The organism is Streptomyces sp. NPDC001668 (assembly GCF_042893155.1).
Taxonomy (GTDB): Bacteria; Actinomycetota; Actinomycetes; order Streptomycetales; family Streptomycetaceae; genus Streptomyces.
Genome location: NZ_JBIAUQ010000001.1, coordinates 466,929 through 486,340, shown reverse-complemented (window position 1 = coordinate 486,340; position 19,412 = coordinate 466,929). Strand labels below are relative to the sequence as shown.

The 19,412-nt window shown below is 71.6% G+C and carries 16 protein-coding genes; 11 read left to right on the top strand and 5 right to left on the bottom strand.

Going from position 1 to position 19,412, the window contains the following annotated elements; all coding sequences use genetic code 11:
• Positions 1-105: 105 nt before the first annotated feature.
• The gene (locus ACFYZ8_RS02205; protein ID WP_359031761.1) at positions 106-1,518 is read left to right on the top strand and encodes an amino acid permease; all 1,413 of its coding nucleotides are present in this window, start codon (positions 106-108) and stop codon (positions 1,516-1,518) included.
• Positions 1,519-1,587: 69 nt separating this feature from the next.
• On the opposite strand, the gene ACFYZ8_RS02200 is transcribed toward ACFYZ8_RS02205, so the two are convergent.
• Positions 1,588-4,290 (bottom strand): protein kinase, encoded by a 2,703-nt coding sequence (locus ACFYZ8_RS02200; RefSeq protein ID WP_388536677.1) that lies wholly within the window; start codon positions 4,288-4,290, stop codon positions 1,588-1,590.
• A gap of 194 nt (positions 4,291-4,484) precedes the next feature.
• On the opposite strand from ACFYZ8_RS02200, the gene ACFYZ8_RS02195 reads away from it, so the two are divergent.
• Together ACFYZ8_RS02195 and ACFYZ8_RS02190 are read left to right on the top strand one after the other, a co-directional pair.
• Positions 4,485-5,210, top strand: a complete 726-nt coding sequence (locus ACFYZ8_RS02195) for an LPXTG cell wall anchor domain-containing protein (RefSeq protein WP_388536675.1) — start codon at positions 4,485-4,487, stop codon at positions 5,208-5,210.
• A gap of 76 nt (positions 5,211-5,286) precedes the next feature.
• The gene (locus tag ACFYZ8_RS02190) at positions 5,287-6,555 is read left to right on the top strand and encodes an FAD-binding oxidoreductase (protein WP_388536673.1); all 1,269 of its coding nucleotides are present in this window, start codon (positions 5,287-5,289) and stop codon (positions 6,553-6,555) included.
• Here ACFYZ8_RS02190 and ACFYZ8_RS02185 read toward each other — a convergent pair.
• Entirely contained in the window at positions 6,545-7,120 is a 576-nt protein-coding gene (locus ACFYZ8_RS02185) for a biotin transporter BioY (RefSeq protein WP_359031764.1), read from the bottom strand. The genes ACFYZ8_RS02190 and ACFYZ8_RS02185 overlap by 11 nt on opposite strands.
• A 418-nt stretch (positions 7,121-7,538) precedes the next feature.
• Between ACFYZ8_RS02185 and ACFYZ8_RS02180 the strand changes: the two genes are divergently transcribed.
• From ACFYZ8_RS02180 to ACFYZ8_RS02150, 7 genes are all read left to right on the top strand, one after another.
• Positions 7,539-8,714, top strand: coding sequence for an ROK family protein (locus tag ACFYZ8_RS02180; RefSeq protein ID WP_388536672.1), 1,176 nt, complete (start codon positions 7,539-7,541; stop codon positions 8,712-8,714).
• A gap of 203 nt (positions 8,715-8,917) precedes the next feature.
• On the top strand, positions 8,918-9,985 hold the full coding sequence (locus ACFYZ8_RS02175) for an ABC transporter substrate-binding protein (RefSeq protein WP_388536670.1): 1,068 nt from the start codon (positions 8,918-8,920) through the stop codon (positions 9,983-9,985).
• Positions 9,982-10,830 carry an ABC transporter permease gene (locus tag ACFYZ8_RS02170; RefSeq protein ID WP_388536669.1) on the top strand — a complete coding sequence of 283 codons (849 nt, stop codon included), beginning with the start codon at positions 9,982-9,984 and terminating at the stop codon, positions 10,828-10,830. The genes ACFYZ8_RS02175 and ACFYZ8_RS02170 overlap by 4 nt, the downstream gene beginning before the upstream one ends.
• On the top strand, positions 10,806-11,540 hold the full coding sequence (locus tag ACFYZ8_RS02165; protein ID WP_388536667.1) for an ABC transporter ATP-binding protein: 735 nt from the start codon (positions 10,806-10,808) through the stop codon (positions 11,538-11,540). Before ACFYZ8_RS02170 ends, ACFYZ8_RS02165 begins: the two co-directional genes overlap by 25 nt.
• Positions 11,537-12,874: an LLM class flavin-dependent oxidoreductase gene (locus tag ACFYZ8_RS02160; protein ID WP_388536665.1), complete on the top strand. Its 1,338-nt coding sequence runs from the start codon at positions 11,537-11,539 to the stop codon at positions 12,872-12,874. Before ACFYZ8_RS02165 ends, ACFYZ8_RS02160 begins: the two co-directional genes overlap by 4 nt.
• A gap of 15 nt (positions 12,875-12,889) precedes the next feature.
• Complete coding sequence (locus ACFYZ8_RS02155) at positions 12,890-13,786, top strand: TauD/TfdA dioxygenase family protein (RefSeq protein ID WP_388536663.1); 897 nt, start codon at positions 12,890-12,892, stop codon at positions 13,784-13,786.
• A gap of 113 nt (positions 13,787-13,899) precedes the next feature.
• Complete coding sequence (locus ACFYZ8_RS02150; protein WP_388536661.1) at positions 13,900-15,285, top strand: amino acid permease; 1,386 nt, start codon at positions 13,900-13,902, stop codon at positions 15,283-15,285.
• A 63-nt stretch (positions 15,286-15,348) separates the two neighbouring features.
• Here ACFYZ8_RS02150 and ACFYZ8_RS02145 read toward each other — a convergent pair whose 3' ends face one another.
• Genes ACFYZ8_RS02145 through ACFYZ8_RS02135 form a run of 3 tightly spaced genes read right to left on the bottom strand, consistent with a single transcriptional unit; the run spans position 15,349 to position 18,247 of the window.
• On the bottom strand, positions 15,349-16,125 hold the full coding sequence (locus ACFYZ8_RS02145; protein ID WP_359031772.1) for an SAM-dependent methyltransferase: 777 nt from the start codon (positions 16,123-16,125) through the stop codon (positions 15,349-15,351).
• 12 nt (positions 16,126-16,137) lie between these two features.
• On the bottom strand, positions 16,138-16,761 hold the full coding sequence (locus ACFYZ8_RS02140) for a histidine phosphatase family protein (protein ID WP_388536658.1): 624 nt from the start codon (positions 16,759-16,761) through the stop codon (positions 16,138-16,140).
• Between the two features lie 52 nt (positions 16,762-16,813).
• Complete coding sequence (locus tag ACFYZ8_RS02135) at positions 16,814-18,247, bottom strand: FGGY-family carbohydrate kinase (protein ID WP_388536857.1); 1,434 nt, start codon at positions 18,245-18,247, stop codon at positions 16,814-16,816.
• A gap of 108 nt (positions 18,248-18,355) precedes the next feature.
• On the opposite strand from ACFYZ8_RS02135, the gene ACFYZ8_RS02130 reads away from it, so the two are divergent.
• Complete coding sequence (locus tag ACFYZ8_RS02130) at positions 18,356-19,399, top strand: 2-hydroxyacid dehydrogenase (RefSeq protein ID WP_388536656.1); 1,044 nt, start codon at positions 18,356-18,358, stop codon at positions 19,397-19,399.
• Positions 19,400-19,412: the final 13 nt, after the last annotated feature.

Here is a 19,412-nt window from a genome sequence, read left to right as displayed (position 1 = left end):
ATCTGGATTCAAAGGTTCACGAACTTCTTTGCCTCCGTTTCACTGGACCGACCCGTACACCGCTCGTGCGGGAATCCCCACACCAGGCACGAAGGAATTCCCCGTATGACTGGTCTCCAGGCCGGACTCAAGAACCGTCACCTCTCGATGATCGCCATCGGCGGTGTCATCGGAGCGGGCCTCTTCGTGGGCTCCAGCTCCGGTATCGCCACCGCAGGACCCGGCATCCTGCTGTCGTACGCCCTCGTCGGCACGCTGGTCGTCCTCGTGATGCGGATGCTCGGTGAGATGTCCGCCGCGAATCCGAACTCAGGCTCCTTCTCGGCGCACGCCGACCGGGCCCTCGGGCGCTGGGCCGGTTTCTCCATCGGCTGGCTGTACTGGTTCTTCTGGGTCGTCGTGCTCGCCGTCGAGGCGACCGCAGGTGCCAAGATCCTCGAAGGGTGGATACCCGCCGTACCGCAGTGGGGGTGGGCCCTGATCGTGATGGTGGTGCTGACCGCCACCAACCTCGTCTCCGTGGGGTCCTACGGCGAGTTCGAGTTCTGGTTCGCCGGGATCAAGGTCGTCGCCATCGGGGCGTTCATCGTCATCGGCCTGCTCGCCGTGTTCGGCGTCCTGCCCGGTGTCGACGCCGACCAGGCGGGGCTCTCCAACCTCACCGACCACGGCGGCTTCCTGCCGCACGGGCCGGGCGCCATCCTCACCGGTGTGCTGCTCGTCGTCTTCTCCTTCATGGGCAGCGAGATCGCCACCCTCGCGGCCGGTGAGTCGGAGGACCCGCAGCGGGCCGTGACCAAGTCGACCAACAGCATCATCTGGCGTATCGCGGTCTTCTACCTCGGCTCGATCTTCGTCGTGGTCGCGCTGCTGCCGTGGGACTCCAAGTCCATCCAGGACGACGGCTCCTACGTCGCCGCGCTCGACTCCCTCGGGATCGCGCACGCCGGTCAGATCATGAACTTCATCGTGCTGACCTCGGTGCTGTCCTGCCTCAACTCCGGTCTCTACACCGCCTCCCGGATGGCCTTCTCGCTCGGCGAGCGGGGTGACGCGCCGAAGGCGTTCGCGCGGGTCAACGGGCGGGGTGTGCCGATGGCCGCGATCCTCGCGTCGGTGGTGTTCGGCTTCGTCGCCGTGTTCTTCAACTACCTCTCCCCCGACAAGATCTTCCTCTTCCTCGTCAACTCCTCCGGTGCGGTGGCCCTGTTCGTCTGGCTGGTCATCTGCTTCTCGCAGCTGCGGATGCGGAAGATCATCCAGGCCGAGGCGCCGGAGAAGCTGGTCGTGAAGATGTGGCTGTACCCGTATCTGACCTGGGCGACGGCCGCGCTGATCGTGTTCGTCCTCGGCTACATGCTGACCGACACCGAGCACGACGGGCGGGAGACCGTGCTGCTGTCGCTGCTCGTGGCGGCGGTGGTGCTGGTCATCGCCGTGGTGAAGGAGAAGGTCGGACGCGGGCGGGCGGGTGCCGCGCCGGCGGGTGAGGTGACGGACAAGGTCTCCGTCAGCTGAACGGCCAGGTGAGCGGGGCCCCGTGGCGTGTGCCGCGGGGCCCTTTCCGTGCGTGTCTCTCCTGTGCGCTCACAGCACGGTGAAGCTGTCCTTCACCTTCTCGTACGTCGTGAGAGCCTGCGTCTCGGTCTCCGGCCGGTACCAGGTGTTGATCTGGTACGACTTGTCGCCCACGTTGAAGCCCAGCAGCTGTGCGTGCCAGGGGACGCCGTGGAGGGTGAAGGTGTACTCCCAGACCACCGCGGGGTGTTCGCGGAACGTCGTCTCCTCCAGGCGCAGCTTGCGGTAGTCCTGGCCCTGGTGGGCGTTCTGCTCGGAGGTCCTCCAGGTCTCCATCAGGTCGCCCCGGGCGAGGGAGGACTTGGCCGCGAGCTCCTGCTTTCCGTCCGGCGAGGTGTAGTGGACCTCGGCTCCCGTCTTCACGTCCCGCCGCCAGCCGCTGGGGGTGGCCCACGCGAACCCACCGGCCTCCCCGTGTGCGCCGGGCGGGAGCGAACGGGGGCGGGAGGTGCCCTCCACGGTTGAGGAAGGGGTGCCGCCGGGGGCCGAGGAGGAGACGGAGGCGGAGACGGAGGAGGACGGGGAGTCGCCCGCCTTGTCGTCGCCGGGTGAGCCGGAGGTGGTGGCGAGGATGATCGCGACCACTACGGCACTCGCGGCGACCATGCTTCCGGCCGCGACGAGGGCGGTGCGGCGCCGGCCGCGGGGGGACGTCTCGGCGGGGCGGGCGGGGCCGGGGAGTTCGCCCGGGGGTGTGCGGTGGGGGTGGGGGCCGAGGTTCAGGGCCGGCGCGGGGTCGGGGTCCGGTGCGGTGTCGGGGTCCGGGGCGGGGTGTTGACCCGGTACGGCTTGATCACCGCGGATCAGGGAGACACCGGGGCGCGGGCGACGATGGCGCGGCGGTACCGGACCGACACGGGTGGGGGCGGAGGCCGCGCGCGTGGGGGTGTCCCTCGTGGGCGCGTCCGGCATCGGGAAGTGCTCCGTGGGAGCGCCCGCCGCGAGGGAGTCCTGGGTGGGAGCGCTCGCGAGGGGCGTACTGGTCGTGGTGGCCCCCGCCCGGAGTACGGCTCCGGGCGGGTTCCCGGACGGCGGCGCCTCCGACCTGACCTCCGAACGCTCCTCCGAGACCGCCTCGGTGGAGGCACTGGCGACCTGGCCGGGCGGGCTGAACGGCTCGGCGGGGGCCGGGGCGGAGGTGGAGGGTTCGGGCTGCGCGATCACGGCTTCGGCGTCGGCCGGGGTCCCGGGCGGCACGGCGTCCGACGGTTCCTCAGCCTCGGCGACGGACCGGGAGCCGTCACGCGCCGCGCCCGGATCCCGCGTTGTCGGCACCGCGTCCGAGGGCTCGACAACAGCCGGCTCGGCAACAGCCGGCTCGACAACGGCAGGCTCAGCTACGGCCGCCTCGGGCTCCGGTACCCGCGGATCGCGTACCGCCCGTACGACCCGAGTCCCCAGATAGGCCGGCGTGGGCGACTCTGTCTGCTCGGACCCGTCCGAGGGGGGCTCCGGCGAGCCCGGCTGGGCAACCGCGGTGTCCGGCGCGCCACTGCCACTGGCCGGTCCTGCTGGAGGGCCCGCCTCCGGCGGAGTTGCCGCGTCCGGCGATGGTCCCGGCTCATCGCCGGGGGCTCCCGAAGAGTCGGGTGCTCCTGTGCCCCCCGGAACCTCGGAACTGCCCGGCGTCCCCGAAGCCCCCGCATCCCCAGGGACCCCCGCACTGCCGGGAACCCCCGGCCCCCTCGGATCCCGAGGGCCGTTCGCCTCCCCCTGGTCCCACGCCGAAGCCGCGGCCCGCTCCACACCCGGCGCCTCCGCAGACCCTGCCTGCCCTACGGCCGACGGTTCCCCCTCAAGGAACTCCCGCTCTTCCTCATCCTCTTCCTCTTCCTCTCCCTTCCCTGTCGCCCCCGCGTCCTCCCCCGCCCCCATGGTCAAGGTCGGTGCAGGCGCCGGGAACGCGACCGTGTGCAGGGCCGACTCCACCTCGTCCAGGCCCGGCCGTATCGCGGGGTCCTTCTCCAGCAGGGCCGCCAGGATGTCGGTCAACGGGCCCGCCGCGGCGGGGAGTTCCGGCTCCTCGTAGAGGACGGCGTGCAGCGTGGCCAGGGTGGTGTCGCGGGAGAAGGGGGAGCGGCCGCCCAGGGCCGCGCAGAGCGTCGCGCCCAGGGACCAGATGTCCGACGGGGGGCCCTGGGGGCGCCCGGAGACCCGCTCGGGGGCCATGTAGTCGGGGGAGCCGACGAGCATGCCGACCATGGTGAGCGCCTTGGCGTCCTGCATCGCCGCGATGCCGAAGTCCGTGAGGACGATGCGGCGGCCGGTCCGGGCACCGGGCTCCACACCGGACTCCACCAGGACGTTCCCGGGTTTGATGTCCCGGTGCAGGACTCCGCGTGCGTGGACCTGGCGGAGCGCCTGCACCAAGCCGAGGCCGAGCACCGCGGTCTCGCGTGGGCCCAGCGGGCCGTCCTCCACCGTCATCCGTTCCAGGGAGCGGCCCTTGACCAGCTCCATGACGATCCACAGGCGTTCGCCCTCGTCCACGACGTCGTAGACCCGTACGACGTTGGGGTGGTCGATCCGGGCCGTCGCCCGGGCCTCGCGCAGGGTGCGTTCACGGCGGGTGCGGGTGTCCTCCGCGTCGAGGCCGTCGATCCGCATCTCCTTGACCGCGACCTGCCGGTCGAGCATTTCGTCGGCGGCCCGCCACACCCGCCCCATTCCCCCCTGGCCGATACTCTCGACCAGGCGATAGCGTCCTGTCACCAGGAGCCCTGGAACTCCGCCGCGCCTCGCATTTCCCGTGTCTCCCGTATTCCCCGGCAATCCGCTGCACCCCCTCAACGATGTCCCGAGTGGAACACAATGGTCACACTTCGCGCCGTACCAGCATAGTGGTGAGAAATCTTGTGGTACCTCTTCAAGTACTGCGAATTCAGGCGCAGCCAAGGGGGGCGAACATGAGTTCTCGTCGTATGACGACCATCGCCGGATCGCTGGTCACGGCGGCTTTCTCGACGGTGATGATCTTTTCCGTCACCGCGAGCGCGGACGAGGGACCCGCAAGCAGCAAGGGGGGAAAGGCCGTTGACGAGGCGCCGGCCGGCGTGAAGCTGACGACGACACTGCCGGAGAAGATCTCCGTCGACAACAGCTCGCAGAAGACCGACCTCACGGCCACCGTGAAGAACGACGGGAGCAAGGACAGCGGAAAGATCAGGCTTTTGGTCGTCGGTTTCGACGGCATGACGGTCAAAAACGTTCAAGGTTGCTCTCCGATTGAAGAAAAGGATCTGCCGGAGGGCTCGAACAGCGGTTTTGCCTGCCCCATCGACAATCTCGCCGCCGGTAAGTCGAAGTCGTACGCCGTCGACGCGACATTCGATCTCAAGAAGACCGGCAAGATCTGTCTGCCGGTGCAGACGAGCGACGGAAAGAAGACGTTCTGGCAGCAGGGCCCGGTTCCGTTCGGTACGACGAACCCGTCGCCGAACGCCCCGGCCACACCGCTGCTGCTGGGCACCGACAACACGCCGGTGGCACCCGGCGGCGACGCACCGAGCGAGCTGCCCAAGACCGGTGTCGGGCGGGACCTGCTGCCGCTCGGGGCCGCGGGTGCCTCGCTGATGGCGGCGGGCGCGGCCGGGCTGTGGTGGTCGCAGCGGCGGCCGCAGCGCATCGCCTGAGCCGATCGGGAGCGGAAGAAACGCCGGAGGCATAACCTGACGGAAGCTGTCAGGTTATGCCTCCAGCATGTCCGGCATGGACATCTCGACCCATGACGAAGTCACCAGTTTCCAGACCGGGTTCGCCCTGAAGCCCGACCTCGTGTTCCCGGTCCGCTCCCCCGAGGACGTGGTCGCCGCCGTCCGTCACGCGGGAGACGCGCGGCTGCCGGTCTCCGTGCTGGCCACCGGACACGGACTGCCCGGTGCGGTGGAGGGCGGCGTGCTCATCAGCACCCGGCACATGGACCGGGTCGTCGTCGATCCCGGGGCCCGTACCGCCCGGGTCCAGGCCGGGGTGCGCTGGAGTCAGGTGGTCTCGGCGGCCGAGCCGTACGGGCTCGCGCCCCTCAACGGCTCCGCCCCGGGCGTCGGTGCCGTGTCGTACACGCTGGGCGGCGGACTCGGCATCCTGGCGAGGGAGTTCGGCTACGCCGCCGATCACGTCCGCTCCCTCGACGTCGTCACCGGGGACGGCCGGCCGCGGCACGTCACCGAGGGGTCCGACCTGTACTGGGGCCTCCTCGGCGGCGGACACCGTCTCGGGGTCGTCACCGAGCTGGAGATCGGTCTCGTACCGGTGCGCAGGCTCTACGGCGGTTCGCTCGCCTTCGACGGCCGCGCGGTCGGTCCGGCGGCCGTGCTGCGCGCCTACGAGGAGTGGACCAGGACCGTGCCTTCGACGCTGACCTCGTCCTTCGCGGCCGTACCGTACCCGGATCTGCCGGCGCTGCCGCCGCACCTGCGCGGGCGGTACGTCGTCTCCGTACGGGTCGCGTACACCGGCGCCGACGGTGCGGAACTCGTGGCGCCGCTGCGGGAGATCGGGCCGGTGCTCACGGACTCGCTGCGCGAGATGCCGTACGCCGAGAGCCGCACCATCCACAGCGACCCGGACTTCCCGCACAGTTACCACGGGGACAGCGCGGTGCTGAGCGGACTGGACGTGGAGCGGGTCGGTGAGCTGCTGGAGCGGACCGGGCCCGACTGCGGCGCCATGGTCGTCGTACAGATCAACCATCTGGGCGGGGCGCTGGCGCGGCCGGCGCCGAACTCGGTGCCGTACCGCGAAGGGCGTTTCCTGGTACGGCTGTTGACCGGGGGCGGGCGGGAGCAGGCGCGCGAGCTGCTGGACCCGGCCTTCGCGCTGCTCTCGCCGGTCACCCTCGGCCGTACCGTCAACTTCGCCTTCGGGGCCGGGGACCGGACCGAGGGCCTGTACGACGCCGGAACGAGCGAGAGGCTCGCCGAGTTGGAGTCGCGGTACGACCCGGCGAGCCTCCTGCGCAGGAGTGTCAGCGCTTGAGGAGCTTCCAGGCGGTGGGCAGCACGCCCATCGCCAGGGCCGCCTTGAGGGCGTCGCCGAGGAGGAACGGGGTGAGGCCGGCCGCGATGGCGGCGGACAGCGACATGCCGGCGGCGTAGGCGAGGTACGGAACGCCGATCGCGTAGATGATCGCCTCGCCGACCAGCATGGCACCGGCCGTGCGCCACACGTTCCGGTCGGCGCCGCGGCGGGCCAGGGCGCCGACGGCGGCGGAGGCCAGGATCATGCCGAGGATGTAGCCGAAGGAGACGGAGAACCCGGAGGTGCCCTGGGCGAACCACGGGAGCCCGGCGAGACCCGCCAGCGCGTACAGGGCGAGCGAGGCGACACCGCGACGGGCGCCGAGCGTCGTGCCGACGAGGAGCGCGGCGAAGGTCTGGCCGGTCACCGGCACCGGGGAGCCCGGCACCGGCACGGACAGCTGCGCGGCGAGGCCGGTGAGGGCGGCGCCGCCCACCACGAGCGCGATGTCCCGGACGCGGGAGGCGGGGATCAGGTCGGCGAGGACCTGGCCGGTGCGGACGGGGGCGACGGCGGTGCTCATGGGGACTCCGCGGGTGTGAACGACAGGGGACACGGTGACGCTATCCCGGCGTCCTCGGGCCGATCACCGTCAACGCCCGACAAAGCCGTGAACGGGGGCTTGGTGGGCTCCGGACAAAGAGTGGGGGTTACACCGGGTTCGGCGTGATGCCGGTCACTGAGGTGAGGTGGCCCGGGATACAGGGCGCCCGACGGACCCGCTGTGGGGAATCACCAACGAACCCTAGTGGTCTGGTCGGATTCATGGTTTCTGGCCTACCCTTCCAGCATGGTCGCCCAGTCCCGGTACTTCTCCTCGCGTCGCCACGTCGATCTGCGGCGCGTGGGCACGGCTGTCTGTCGCCGTCCGGTGTGAGGCGGGCTCCGGCGCGCCTCATCCTCCGAGACGTGTCGGCCCCCGTACCCGAGGACGGTCCTCCATGCCCCGTACCGCGGCACCCCCTCTCACCCCCGCTCCCACGTCCCGGCGCCGGACGAGCGCGAGCGTCGTCCTGCTGTCCGTGCTGGAGCACGGACCGGTGGCGCGCAGCACCATCGCCCGGCTGACCGGACTGTCCCCGGCCTCGGTGACGGACTACTGCACCCGGTTCACCGAACTCGGCCTGATCCGCGAGTCCGCCGCGCCCCGGCGGTCGAACGGCGTCGGTCGCCCGCACGTCCCCGTCGACCTGGACGACTCACGGTTCGTGGTGGGTGGCGTGCACGTGGCGGTGCCGTACACCACGGTGGCGCTGCTCGATCTGCGCGGCCGGGTGCTGGCCCGGCGCGAGCTGAAGCACGAACGCACCGATCCGGGCCCGCTGTTGGAGCGGGCCGCCGAGGGCCTGGCCGGGCTGCTTGCCGATTCTCCCGGGTGCCGGCCGCTCGGTGTGGGCGTCGCCGTCGGCGGCTGGGTGGACCGGGACTCCGGGACCGTCGTCGAGCACCCCCTGCTGGGCTGGCACGACGTGCCGGTGCGGGAGACCCTCGGCGCCCGCACCGGCCTGCCGGTCCATGTGGACGGGCACGCGCGGGCGTTGGTGAACGCGGAGCGGCTGTTCGGGCGGGCCCGCGGGAGCCGGAGCGTGCTGCATCTGTTCGTCGGCAATGTGGTGGACGCGGCGTTCGCCACCCACGACGAGGTGCACCACGGGCCGCGCTCCCAGGCGGGCGCGATCGCCCATCTGCCGGTGCCGGGCGGCACCGAGCCCTGCCCGTGCGGCCGGACCGGGTGCCTTCAAGTCGAGCTGAGCGAACGGACGTTGTGCCGGCGGGCCCGGCGGGCGGGGGTCACCGACGGCACGAACCCGATGCATGTGGTCGCGGCGGCGGCCGCCGGTGACGCGGAGGCCGTACGGCTGCTCGTGGAGCGGGCGGCGGCCGTCGGGCGGGCCACGCGGCTGCTGCTGGACGTGCTGAACCCGGAGACGGTCGTGGTGACCGACATCGGTGTCCTGCACCGGGAGGACTGCCTCGCCGCGCTGCGCGAGGGGGTCGGCGGCGATCGTGCGGACTCCGTGGTGCCGTCGAGTTTCCCGGATTCCGTGCTCGCGGTGGCGGGCGGTTCGGTGGCGCTCGACGTGCTCTACCGGGATCCGCTGACCCTGTCAACCTGAGCCTGTCACCTGAGCGGACTTAATTCAGAAACTCCGAATATTGACAGGGACTCCGCATGGCCGGGAACATCTTTTCCATGAGCCCGCACCTGTACTGTCGCGCCCTTTGTTGCTGACACGTTGCCCCGCGTGACGCGCTCATTTCTCCTGCGTGAATTCATTTCCGCATGACTTTCTCCTGCACCGATTCAGGGAGTCTTCCCATGTCTTTTTCCCGTACGTCCGGCGTCGACCGGCGGCTGTTCCTCTCCTCGGTCCTCGGCGCCGCCGCCGGGGTGGCCGGCCTCAGCGGCTGCGCCGACAGCAGCGCCGCCGCCGACACCAAGGGCGCCCTGTCCGCCCCGCTCGCCGCCAAGGTCCCGGCCGGTACGAGCCTCAAGATCTCCTCGTATTCCGGAACCCAGCAACTCCAGTTGAAACTCGGCAGACTGGGCGAGTTGCCGTTCAAGGTGTCCACGTGGGCCAATATCAGCGCCGGGCCCGATGTCATCAACGCCTTCCGGTCCGGCTCCCTGGATGTCGCCAACAACGCGGGAATCCCGCCGATCCAGGCACACTTCCAGGGTTTCGACGCGAAAATCGTCGCGATCAACATCACCCGCAAGCCGAACTATCTCTTCGCCACCAAGCCCGGCAGCGACATCCGTTCGGTCGGGGATTTCAAGGGGAAGAAGCTCGCGTTCTCGCAGGGCCAGGCACAGGGAGTCGTCCTGCTGCGGGCGCTGAAGAAGGCCGGGCTCGCCTACGACGAGGTGAAGCTCGTCCCGCTGACCAGCAACCAGTTCTTCACCGCGCTCCAGTCCGGCCAGGTGGACGTGGCCCCGCTCGCCAACAGCCAGGCGCCCGCCTACCTCCAGCAGTACGAGCCCAAGGGCGCGCACGCCATCACCACCGACGTGGTCGACCTGCTCAACCTGCTGTGGGCGCCGGCCTCCGTGCTGAGCGACCCCGCGAAGGCCGCCGCGGTCGCCGCGTACATCCCGTACTGGGCCAAGGGCCAGGTGTGGACGTACGAGAACCCCGACATCTGGAACGAGGAGTTCTACGTGAAGACCCAGAACCTCACCCTCGCCCAGGCGAAGGCGGTCACCGCGCTCGCCAACAAGCCGCTGTTCCCGCCGAACTGGAACGAGGCGATCAAGTGGGAGCAGGAGACCGCGGATCTGCTGGCGGAGGGCGGCTTCGTGAAGAAGTTCGACGTGAGCGAGCTCTTCGACCACCGCTTCGAGGGCATCGCGGCGCGGTCCGTGACCGCGGAGTACCGGCGGTGAGCGCCGTGACCACGACCGGAGCCGTCGTCGCGGCCGCCCCGGCCGAGGACGCGCCCCAGGTCCGCAGGCGCCGCCGGCTCTCCCCCGGCAGGCGGCTGCCCGCCGCCCGGCTCGCCGGACCGGTCCTCGTCCTCGCCCTGTGGGCCGCCGCCTCCGCCGCCGGCCGGCTCGATCCGGCCGCGATCCCGGCACCCTGGACGGTGGTGCGGACCGGCGTCCATCTGTGGACCGACGGAACCCTGCCCTCCGACGTCCTGACCTCGCTCCAGCGGGCCGCGTCCGGGTTCGCGATCGGCCTGGTGGCCGGTGTCCTGCTGGCCCTGGCCTCCGGGCTCAGCCGGACCGGCGAGGCGCTGATCGACGGCACGGTCAGCCTCAACCGGGCGATCCCGACCCTCGGTCTGATCCCGCTGTTCATCCTCTGGCTGGGCATCGGGGAGACCTTCAAGATCGCCATCATCGCGATCGTCGTCTACATCCCGATCTATCTGAACACCCATGCCGCGCTGTCCGGCATCGACCACCGCTTCGTCGAACTCGCCGAGGTCCAGGGCCTGTCGAGGTTCGCCTTCGTACGGCAGATCGTCATCCCCGGCGCGCTGCCCGGATTCTTCGTGGGACTCCGGCTCGGCGTCACCGGCTCCTGGCTGGGCCTGGTCGTCCTGGAGCAGATCAACGCCACCAGCGGACTCGGCTACATGATGTTCCAGGCCCAGAACTACGGCCAGAGCGATGTGATCCTCGTCGGTCTCGTCGTCTACGGCGTCTTCGGCCTGGTCTCCGACAGCGCGGTCCGTCTCGTCGAACGGAGGGTGCTGTCATGGCGACGCACACTGAGCAGCTGACCCGGCCGGCCGTACAACTGCGGGGCCTGACACGGTCGTTCGACGGGCGCGCCGTCCTCGACGCCATCGACCTCGACATCCCGGCGGGGCAGTTCGTCGCCCTGCTCGGGCACAGCGGCTCCGGCAAGAGCACGCTGCTGCGGGCGGTGGCGGGGCTGGACCACGAGGTGGTGGGCAGCGGGCGCCTCACCGCCCCCGACCGGGTGTCCGTGGTCTTCCAGGACTCCCGGCTGCTGCCCTGGCGGCGGGTGCTGGACAACGTCCTGCTCGGCACGAACGGCACCGACGGCGAGGAGCGGGGCCGGGAGGCGCTCGCCGAGGTGGGCCTGGCGGGCCGCGAACGCGCCTGGCCCAACGAGCTGTCCGGCGGCGAGGCCCAGCGTGCCGCCCTCGCCCGCTCACTGGTCCGCGAACCCGAACTCCTGCTGGCGGACGAGCCGTTCGGCGCCCTCGACGCGTTGACGCGGATCAGGATGCACGCGCTGCTGCGGGAGCTGTGGAAGCGCCACCAGCCGTCCGTCCTGCTCGTCACCCACGACGTGGACGAGGCGATCGTGCTCGCCGACCGGGTGCTCGTACTCGAAGAGGGCCGTATCGGCCTCGACCTGACCATCGACCGCCCGCACCCCCGCTCGTACCGGGACCCCCTGCTGGGTGAGTACCGCGAACGACTGCTTGCCGCACTCGGCGTCACGGAGGACCACGCATGACCGCCAGACAGCTCCACCTCAACGCGTTCCTGATGAACACCGGCCACCACGAGGCGTCCTGGCGGCTGCCCGAGAGCGACCCGTTCGCGCACGTCTCCCTCGACCACTACGTCCACCTCGCCCGGATCGCCGAGCGCGGCACCTTCGACTCGCTCTTCCTGGCCGACGGGCCGCAGTTGTGGAGCAACCTCGCGCAGCGGCCCGCCGGCGCCCTGGAGCCGCTCACCCTGCTGACCGCGCTGGCGACGGCCACCGAGCACATCGGGCTGATCGCGACCGCCTCCACCTCCTACAACTCCCCCTACAACCTGGCCCGGAAGTTCGCCTCGCTGGACATCATCAGCGGCGGCCGGGCGGGCTGGAACATCGTCACCACGGCGGGCAAGGAGGCCGCCCGCAACTTCGGTCTGGAGCACGAGCCCGCGCACGCGGACCGCTACGCCCGGGCCGCCGAGTTCCTCGACGTGGCCCTCAAGCTCTGGGACAGCTGGGAGGACGACGCGATCGTCGGCGACAAGGCGGCCGGCGTCTGGGGCGACGACACCAAGGTCCACCCGCCCCGGCACCAGGGGACGTACTTCAGCGTCGAGGGCGCGCTCAACGTGCCCCGTACTCCCCAGGGTTACCCCCTGCTGGTGCAGGCGGGCTCCAGCGAGGACGGCAAGGAGTTCGCGTCCCGTTACGCGGAGGCGGTGTTCACCGCGCAGCAGACCGTCGAGGACGCGCGGGCCTTCTACGCCGACCTCAAGGCGCGTACCGTCGCGGCCGGCCGCGCCCCCGAGCACATCAAGGTGCTCCCGGGAATCGTCCCCGTCATCGGCTCCACGGAGACCGAGGCGCTCGCGAAGGAACAGGAACTGGAGGACCACATCGTGCACCGGCACGGGGTGGCCAACCTGGAGCGGCTGCTCCAACTGCCCGAGGGCACCCTGGAACTGGACCGGGGACTCCCCTCCGACCTGCCGCCCGAGTCCGCCGTCGAGGGCGCCAAGAGCCGCTACACCCTCATCGTGGAACTGGCCCGGCGCGACCGCCTCACCGTGCGCCAGCTGATCGGGCGGCTCGGCGGCGGGCGCGGCCACCTCACCTTCGCCGGGACGCCCGAGCAGGTCGCCGACGCCATCGAGACCTGGTTCACCCAGGGTGCCGCCGACGGCTTCAACATCATGCCCGCGGTCCTGCCCTCCGGCCTGGACGCCTTCGTCGACCACGTCGTCCCGATCCTGCGCACCCGCGGCCTGCTCCGCAAGGAGTACGGCCCCCGCCAGACCCTGCGCGAGCGCTACGGCCTCCCGCGCCCCGTGAACCAGTACGTCCAGCCCGTCCCCGCCTAGGAAGGACCCCCGCACATGTCCGGTATCGAGATCCGCAAGGTCACCGCCCACATCGGCGCCCACGTGTCCGGCGTCGACATCGCGAAGCCCCTGGACGAGGAGACCGCCACCGCGCTGCGTGACGCCCTGGGCGTCCACAAGGCGCTGGTCTTCGACGACGTGAACCTCGACGACGAGGGCCAGCAGGCCTTCGCCCGGCACTTCGGCGAACTCACCACCGCCCACCCGACCGTGCCCGCCGTGGACGGCGCCCCGAACGTCCTGCCCGTCGACAGCGAGGGCGGCCGGGCCGCCAACAACTGGCACACCGACGTCACCTTCGTCCTCAATCCTCCCCAGGCCAGCACCCTGCGCAGCCTGACGATTCCGCCGTACGGCGGCGAGACGCTGATCGCCAACTCGGCGGCCGCGTACCGGAATCTGCCCGAGCCGCTGCGCCGGCTGGCGGACGGGCTGTGGGCCGAGCACACCAACGACTACGACTACGCCGTACCGGAGGAGACGGTGGACGAGGAACAGGCCGCCCGGCGCGCCCAGTTCACCTCGATCAAGTACCGCACGGTCCATCCGGTGGTCCGGGTACACCCGCTGACCGGTGAACGGGGGCTGTTCATCGGCGGGTTCGCGCAGCGGATCGTGGGCCTGTCGGTGGGCGAGTCCCGCAAGATCCTCGATCTGCTCCAGGCGTATGTGACCCGGCCGGAGAACCTGCTGCGGCACCGCTGGTCGGAGAACCAGCTCGTGCTCTTCGACAACCGCATCACCCAGCACTACGCCGTCGACAACTACGACGGTCTGCCGCGCCGACTGCACCGGGTGACCGTGGCCGGGGACGTGCCGGTGGGCATCGAGGGCAAGGAGAGCTACTCGATCGAGGGCGACGCCTCGCACTACACGGCCGTAGCCGCGTAGTCACAGCCGGTGCCGGACGAGTCCACAGTCTGGGCGGTCTCCCCTCTGACCTGGGGAGACCGCCCAGACTGTGGGCGTTTTTGCCCGTCTCACGCACTGGACGAACCACGCCCATGCCCAGCACCGCCGCCAAGGCTCCACAAGAGCCCGACGCCTCCCTGACCCACGGCCTCAAGCAGCGCCATCTGTCGATGATCGCCCTCGGCGGGGTGATCGGCGCCGGACTGTTCGTCGGTTCCGGCGCGGGGATCGCCGCCGCCGGCCCCTCGATCGTCCTCGCCTACACGCTCTCCGGCCTCCTCGTGATGCTGGTGATGCGGATGCTCGGCGAGATGTCCGCCGCGTATCCCTCCTCCGGTTCCTTCTCCGCGCACGCCGAGCGGGCGTTCGGGCCCTGGGCGGGTTTCACCGTCGGCTGGTCCTTCTGGGTCCTGCTGTGCACGGCCGTGGGCCTGGAGGGCATCGGCGCCGCGAAGGTCGTGACCGGCTGGCTCCCGGGGACCCCCGAGTGGGCGTGGGTGGCCCTGTTCATGGTGGTCTTCTGCGTCACGAACCTGGCCGCGGTGAAGAACTTCGGCGAGTTCGAGTTCTGGTTCGCGGCCCTGAAGGTCGGCGCGATCGTGCTGTTCCTGGTCCTCGGGGTGCTCGCGATCGCCGGTGTCCTGCCCGGCACCGACTCCCCCGGCACCGCGAACCTCACCGGCCACGGCGGCTTCTTCCCGGGCGGCGGCGAGGGTCTGGTCGTCGGCCTGCTCGCCTCCGTCTTCGCGTACGGCGGCCTGGAGACGGTCACCATCGCGGCCGCCGAGTCCGAGGACCCGGTGCGCGGGGTGGCACGCGCGGTCCGTACGGCGATGTGGCGCATCGCGCTGTTCTACGTCGGCTCGATGGCGGTCATCGTCACCCTGGTCCCCTGGGACGCGAAGGCGGTCGTGGAGAAGGGCCCGTACGTCGCCGCCCTCGACGAACTGGGCATCCCGGGGGCGGGGCAGCTGATGAACGTCGTCGTCCTCGTCGCCCTCCTGTCCGCGATGAACGCCAACGTCTACGGCGCCTCCCGCATCGCCTACTCCCTGGTCGGGCGGGGCCTCGGCCCCGGCACCCTGGGCCGCGTCTCCGGCGGTGTCCCGCGCCCGGCCGTCCTCGCCTCCAGCGTCTTCGGCTTCGTCTGCGTGGCCCTCAGCTACTGGCGTCCCGACGACGTCTTCCCCTGGCTCCTCAACATGATCGGCGCGGTCGTCCTCGTCGTGTGGGCCTTCGTCGCCGTCTCCCAGCTGCGGCTGCGCCGCGCGCTGGAACGCGAGGCCCCCGAGCGGCCGGCCGTCCGCACCTGGGCCTTCCCCTACCTGACCTGGGTCGCCCTGGCGGGCATGGCCGCGATCCTCGTCCTGATGGCCCGCGAACCGGACACGCGTGTGCAGCTGTACTGGACGGGCGGGATGACGCTGGTGCTGGCGGGTGTGGGATACGGCTGGCAGAAGGTGCGTGCCAGGGTCTGACCCGCCATGGCCAAAGCCCCCGCGAGGACGTGACTCGCGGGGGCTTCCCCTGCGGGCGGAGACTCAGGGCTTGCGGCCCACTCCGCCGTGCTGGCCGATCGGGGCCGGGGTCGCGTCGCCGTCCGGGCGCCACAGCGGGACCGACACCACGCCCGGGTCCACCAGCTCCAGGCCCTCGAAGAACGCCTCGATCTTGTCCACCGGGCGCAGGAAGTAGGGCACCGCGCCGGTCTCGTTGTAGGCGTCCTGGGCCCGCTCGTAGTCCGGGTCGGTGCCGCGGGAGCCGTCGTTGACGCAGAGGTGGCTGCCGGAGGGCAGGCCCGCCACCAGGCGGCCGACCAGCTCGCGGGCCAGGTCGTAGTCGGCGACATGGCCGAGGATGCCGCTGAGGATCAGGGCGGTGGGGCGGGTCAGGTCGAGGGTCCGGGAGGCCGCCTCCAGGATCTTCTCCGGCTCGTAGAGCGTCAGGTCCTCGTAGGCCGTCTCGCCCTCCGGGGTGGAGGTGAGCAGGGCGCGGGCGTGGGCGAGGACCAGCGGGTCGTTGTCGACGTAGACGATCTTCGATTCGGGGGCGTGGCGCTGGGCGACCTCGTGGGTGTTGTCGACCGTGGGCAGCCCGGTCCCGACGTCCAGGAACTGGCGGACGCCCGCCTCCTCGACCAGGTACCGGATGCTGCGGCCGAGGAAGGCGCGGCTGCTGCGGGCGATGGTGACGATGCCGGGGAAGACGGCCGTGTAGGCGTCACCGGCCGCCTCGTCCACGGGGTAGTTGTCCTTGCCGCCGAGCCAGTAGTTCCAGATCCGGGCCGAATGCGGCACCGAGGTGTCGATCTCCGTCATGGGCCCATCGTGCTACGACCGGTCCTGCTCGCACGGCACATTGAGGGAGAGAAGTGCGGCGGATCCGTGCTCGTCGAGGCGGAGTTCGGTGATCGCCGCGTTCCGCAACCGCGGGAACACTCTGCGGTACTCCCCGAGCGGGATCGACAGCAGCGTGCACAGCACCAGCCGCAGCAGGGTGTTGTGGGCGACCACCAGGACGCGCTCGCCGGGGTGGGCGGCGGCGATGCCGCGCAGGGCGGCGGCGCCCCGGGCGGCGGCTTCGAGCGGGTCCTCCGCGCCGGGGAAGGGATATGTCACCGGGTCCGCCCGGAACGCCTCGGCGGCGTCGGGCACCTCGGCGGCGAACTCAGCGAGGGTACGGCCCTCCACCACTCCGAAGTCGCACTCCCTGAGGCCGGGTTCGCGGTGCGGGGTGATACCGAGGGCACGGCAGGCGGGGTCGGCGGTGGCGATCGCCCGCGACAGGGGTGACGTCCAGATCGCGTCGGGGCGGTGCGCGGCGGCCCACCGCCCGAGCGCCTCCGCCTGGGCGCGGCCCTCGTCGGTGAGCCCGATGTCGCTCACGCCCGCGTAACGGTTCTCGGCGTGCCAGATGGTCTGTCCGTGGCGGGCCAGCAGCAGGGTCGTGCTCATGCGGGGGCGGTCTCCAGGTTCTCGTCAGGTTCTCTGCGGTCGTGGTCGGTCGTCACGGGGCTGCCGTGTCCCGGTCGAGCCGGGCGCGCGCGTGGGCCGCCACGTCCGCCGGGAGCCAGCCCCGCCCGGTGAGTTCACCGAGGAGACGGGCGTACGGCTCGGCGAAGAGTGCCGTGCGGCCGGGGCGCGGTTCCAGGACCGCGCGGATGCGCACCATGTGCTCGGCGGCCTCCGCCAGAGGGGTGCCCGTGGTGCCGTGCAGTGCCAACGCGGCCATTCCCAGGGCCGGTTCGGGCTGTTCCGGGATGCGGGCCGGGCGGCCGAGGATGTCGGCGCGCAATTGGTTCCAGTACGGGCTGCGGGCCGCGCCGCCGGTGAACGTGAGCGGGCCGTCGAGGGGGGCGCCGAGGTGGTGGAGGTAGTCGAGACAGAGCCGCTCGGTGAAGGCGACTCCCTGGAGGAGCCCGGCCCAGTGGTCGGCGTCGTCGGCGGGGGTGCCGAGGAGGAGGGCGGTGGCGTCCGGGGCACGGAAGGGGAACCGCTCCCCCCGCGACACCAGCGGGTAGGCGAGCGTGCCGGACGGCTCGTACGCGGCCGCCCGTTCGTCCATGGCGCCGGGGTCCACGTCCGCCGGGAGCGCCCCCGCGCCCACGCTCGACGCCCCGCCGGGCAGCCAGGTCCCGCCCGGCGCACGGTGGTTGTAGACCACACCGCTGGGGTCCCGCACCGGGTCCGGGGTCGCCCCCTTGAGGACGAGGGTGGTGCCGAGCACGGAGTTCCAGGATCCGTGGCGCAGGGCGCCCGCCGCGATCTGGGCCGCGCAGCCGTCCGTCATCCCGGCGACGACGGGGGTCCCGGCGGGGATGCCGGTCGCCTCGGCGGCAGCCGGGCAGACCTCGCCGAGCCGGGTGCCGGGGTGGACGACCTCGGGAAGGTCGAGGGCGATGTCCGGCCAGGCGTCGCGCTGAAGGTCGTAGCCCGTCTTGAGGGCGTGACTGGAGTCGGTGGGCACCGGGCCGCCGACCAGCCGGGCGGTGACGACGTCGGGCTGGTGGGTGACCCGGCCCTTCGCGCCGTGCTCCCGCACCAGCCACAGCGCCTTCGGCAGCGCCCAGGTGTCCTGGACCGCGAGGCCCGCCGCACGCAGCCCGGCCGCCTCTTCCGCCGCGCGCGCGTCGTCGTACATGAGCGCGGGGCTCGCCGGCCGGCCCTCGGGGTCCGTCAGCAGGACCGTCCCGGAGGTCCCGCACACCGCGAGGCCGCCGATCCGTACGCCCGTCAGGGTGAGAAGCGCGGAACGGCACGCCGTGCGCACCGCCTCCCACCACTCCCCCGGATCCTGCTCGTGCCGCGCCCCCGCACGCCGGCCGCCGAGGGGGGCGGAACCCCGGCCCAGCACGGTTCCGTCGGCCGTGACCGCGAGCGCGCGCACGCTCTGGGTGCCGAGGTCGATCCCCAGCCACGCCGTCTCGTTCCCGTCCGTCATCTCGGTCATCTCCGCCCTCCAGGCACCTCCCACCCGCACGGGGTCTATGCGTACCCCGGACACGCGGCTCAACATCGTGTCAGTGAAGCGACGATCCGGAGGTCGACGATGACCCAGAGGACCGATCCCGTCCGTGTCGTGGCGGCCGGCGACCACTTCGTACTGCCGGGGCTGATCGCCGGGGCCGTCGAGGCCGAGCTGGGCGCCATAGCGGCGGAGACGAAGGAGGTGACGCTCGGTTGGCCGCTGGAACCCTTCGGGCCCGTCTCGGAGGTGACGGAGGCCAGCGACGCCGAGGACGAGCTGATCGAGGCGCTGGACGGCGCGGAGGTCCTCGTCACCCAGATGGGCCCCGTCACCGAGCGGGTGCTGGACGCCGCCGACAGCCTGCGACTGGTCGTCGTGTGCCGGGGCGGCCCGGTCAACGTGAACCTCGACGCCGCCAAGGCCCGTGACGTGCGGGTGTGCTTCGCGCCCGGCCGCAACGCCGCCGCCACCGCCGAGTTCACCGTCGGCATGCTGCTCGCCGCCGTGCGCCGCATCCCGCAGGCCCACGACCTCCTCGCCGCCCAGGGCAGTTGGGAGAGCGGCGCCGCCTACTACACCTACGAGCACAGCGGCCTGGAGCTGGAGGACCTGCCCGTCGGGCTCGTCGGCTACGGCGCCGTCGGCAGCCGGGTCGCGCGCGTGCTGTGCGCCTTCGGGGCGCAGGTCATGGTGTACGACCCCTATGTGCGCGGCGAGATCCACGGCCTGCGGGTGTCCTCCCTGGACCAGCTCCTGACCCGCTCCCGGGTGATCACCCTGCACGCCCGTCTCACCTCCGAGACCCGCGGTCTGATCGGCGCCCGTGAGCTGGCGCTGCTGCCTCAGGGCGCGGTCGTGGTGAACGTCGCCCGCGGACCCCTGGTCGACGAATCCGCCCTGTGCGACGCGCTGGAGAGCGGGCAGCTGTCGGCGGCGGCCCTGGACACCTACGAGCACGAGCCGCTGCCGGCCGGCTCCCGGCTGCGCGCCCTGGCCGACCGGGTCGTCCTGACCCCGCACCTCGGCGGGGCGAGCCGCGCGGTGGCCGAGAAGGCGGCCAGGATCGCAGCGGAGGAGGTGGGCCGCTGGGCGCGGGGGGAACGGTTGGCGCACTGCCTGACGTGACGTCGTAGGAGGG

Excerpts from the sequence above, each read along its gene's own strand:
- ACFYZ8_RS02165 (WP_388536667.1), top strand. The coding sequence starts at position 10,806 with ATGGCGACGCACACTGAGCAGCTGACCCGGCCGGCCGTACAACTGCGG.
- ACFYZ8_RS02180 (WP_388536672.1), top strand. The coding sequence starts at position 7,539 with ATGCCCCGTACCGCGGCACCCCCTCTCACCCCCGCTCCCACGTCCCGG.
- ACFYZ8_RS02190 (WP_388536673.1), top strand. The coding sequence starts at position 5,287 with ATGGACATCTCGACCCATGACGAAGTCACCAGTTTCCAGACCGGGTTC.
- ACFYZ8_RS02185 (WP_359031764.1), bottom strand. The coding sequence starts at position 7,120 with ATGAGCACCGCCGTCGCCCCCGTCCGCACCGGCCAGGTCCTCGCCGAC.
- ACFYZ8_RS02135 (WP_388536857.1), bottom strand. The coding sequence starts at position 18,247 with ATGACGGACGGGAACGAGACGGCGTGGCTGGGGATCGACCTCGGCACC.
- ACFYZ8_RS02145 (WP_359031772.1), bottom strand. The coding sequence starts at position 16,125 with ATGACGGAGATCGACACCTCGGTGCCGCATTCGGCCCGGATCTGGAAC.
- ACFYZ8_RS02130 (WP_388536656.1), top strand. The coding sequence starts at position 18,356 with ATGACCCAGAGGACCGATCCCGTCCGTGTCGTGGCGGCCGGCGACCAC.
- ACFYZ8_RS02160 (WP_388536665.1), top strand. The coding sequence starts at position 11,537 with ATGACCGCCAGACAGCTCCACCTCAACGCGTTCCTGATGAACACCGGC.
- ACFYZ8_RS02155 (WP_388536663.1), top strand. The coding sequence starts at position 12,890 with ATGTCCGGTATCGAGATCCGCAAGGTCACCGCCCACATCGGCGCCCAC.
- ACFYZ8_RS02175 (WP_388536670.1), top strand. The coding sequence starts at position 8,918 with ATGTCTTTTTCCCGTACGTCCGGCGTCGACCGGCGGCTGTTCCTCTCC.
- ACFYZ8_RS02150 (WP_388536661.1), top strand. The coding sequence starts at position 13,900 with ATGCCCAGCACCGCCGCCAAGGCTCCACAAGAGCCCGACGCCTCCCTG.
- ACFYZ8_RS02195 (WP_388536675.1), top strand. The coding sequence starts at position 4,485 with ATGAGTTCTCGTCGTATGACGACCATCGCCGGATCGCTGGTCACGGCG.
- ACFYZ8_RS02205 (WP_359031761.1), top strand. The coding sequence starts at position 106 with ATGACTGGTCTCCAGGCCGGACTCAAGAACCGTCACCTCTCGATGATC.
- ACFYZ8_RS02140 (WP_388536658.1), bottom strand. The coding sequence starts at position 16,761 with ATGAGCACGACCCTGCTGCTGGCCCGCCACGGACAGACCATCTGGCAC.